This is a genomic window from Kitasatospora sp. NPDC007106 (genome assembly GCF_040634455.1).
GTDB classification, from domain to species: Bacteria; Actinomycetota; Actinomycetes; order Streptomycetales; family Streptomycetaceae; genus Kitasatospora; species Kitasatospora arboriphila.
This window is the reverse complement of sequence record NZ_JBEYFP010001224.1, coordinates 1-1404: the sequence shown is the minus strand read 5'-3', so window position 1 is coordinate 1404 and position 1404 is coordinate 1. Positions and strand designations below refer to the sequence as shown.

Below are 1404 nucleotides of genomic sequence, written 5' to 3'. Positions count from 1 at the left end.
CGATCCGGCCGGCGGGCAGGCCGCCGACCACGGCGACGGCGAGCGGCGCGGTGGCGAGCGCGGTGCGGTGCGCGGCGCGGAGGTCCTCGGTGCCGATCCGCTCGACCGTCTCGGGGCGGCCGCCGACCGGCGAGGCGAGCGGGTGGCCCTCGAACAGCCGCGCCAGGAAGGCGTCCTGGACGGTGTCGGCGGGGTCGGCCGCGGCGGCGGCCAGTTCCTGGAGGACGACCCGGCGTTCGGCGTCGAGGGCGGCCCCGGTGAGTTCGGGGCGCAGCAGGGCCCGGCAGACCAGTTCGGCGACGCGCTCGGCGTCCTGGTCGAGCACCTGGGCGTGGATCACCAGGGAGTCCGGGCCGGTCGCGGCGTTGCAGGTGCCGCCGAGACGTTCGATGTGCTCGCACAGCGGGACGCCGTCCGCGAGCGGGACGGACATCACCAGGTGTTCGAGGAGGTGCGCGGTGCCGGCGGCGGCCGCGGGGTCGTGCCGGGCGCCGTGGCCGAGCGCGACGGCGAGGCTGGTGGTGCGCAGGTGCGGCTGGTGCTCGACCAGGACGGGGACGCCGCCGGTCCAGGGGGTTTCGATCACGGTGCATCCCGTCGTGGGCGTGGGGCGCCGCGCACCGCGGCGCCGCCGGTGGCGGTGCGGGCCGGGGTGCCCGGGCGGCTGTGCGCCCGGGTCACCCCGGCCGGCGACGGCATTACTTGCCGGCGCGGACGTTGACCTTGTCCAGACGCGGACGCAGGCCGACCTTGTGGTTGCGAACCATGGTGTTTTCCTCCTCTCCACACGGGACGGTTGTCGGGACATCCGGGGGATCTCCCGTTCCGCCGCGCTTTCCTGCGGCGGCGAGAGAACATAACCATGACCATCACTCAGGAGTCAATAAACTCAGTCAAGGCGATGGCCGCAGCCTGCCCTACCAGGGCGTGATGACACCCTCAAGGATGGAGTCCTTCACGGCCGCCAGCTGCTCGAAACACTCCTGAGCTGTGGTTTCGTCAACCTCGACCGACGCGTCGACAGCCTCGGCCGGCCCGGACCCCTGCACTTCCCCTGCCATGACTCTCCTTGCGCAAGCCCTCGCGAGCATCGGAGGGCGCCGTCGGCGCACCCGATCGGGTGCGCCTCAGGACCGATACTGACAGAACAACATGACTGTGATAGTCAATTTGACTGTGACTGTGTCAATATCAACGGGGGCAACCACCCCGGGGCTCGTCCTCGGCCACGCCGGGGCCGCCGGGCCGGCCCGCGCGCACGCGGCCGCGCTCGGCCGGCCCTTCCGGCCGACAGCCTCCCGGCAGGAGCTCGTCGAGGCCGTCGCGGCCGCCGCCGGCGCCCCGGCCTTCGTGCTGGCGCCCGAGGCCGAGCTCGACCTCGGCCTCACCGGCGAGCTCGCCGAG

General features: G+C 73.2%; 2 protein-coding genes and 1 pseudogene. 1 reads left to right on the top strand and 2 read right to left on the bottom strand.

The annotated features are described in order from the left end of the window. Nucleotides 1-586: insulinase family protein (locus ABZ641_RS37335; protein ID WP_359989028.1), on the bottom strand; the 586-nt coding region annotated here is incomplete at its 3' end. A 331-nt stretch (nt 587-917) separates the two neighbouring features. Then, nucleotides 918-1061 (bottom strand): hypothetical protein, encoded by a 144-nt coding sequence (locus ABZ641_RS37330; protein ID WP_359989026.1) that lies wholly within the window; start codon nt 1059-1061, stop codon nt 918-920. Nucleotides 1062-1182: 121 nt separating this feature from the next. Between ABZ641_RS37330 and ABZ641_RS37325 the strand changes: the two are divergent. After that, nucleotides 1183-1404 (top strand): annotated as a pseudogene (locus ABZ641_RS37325) (hypothetical protein); the annotation flags it as partial.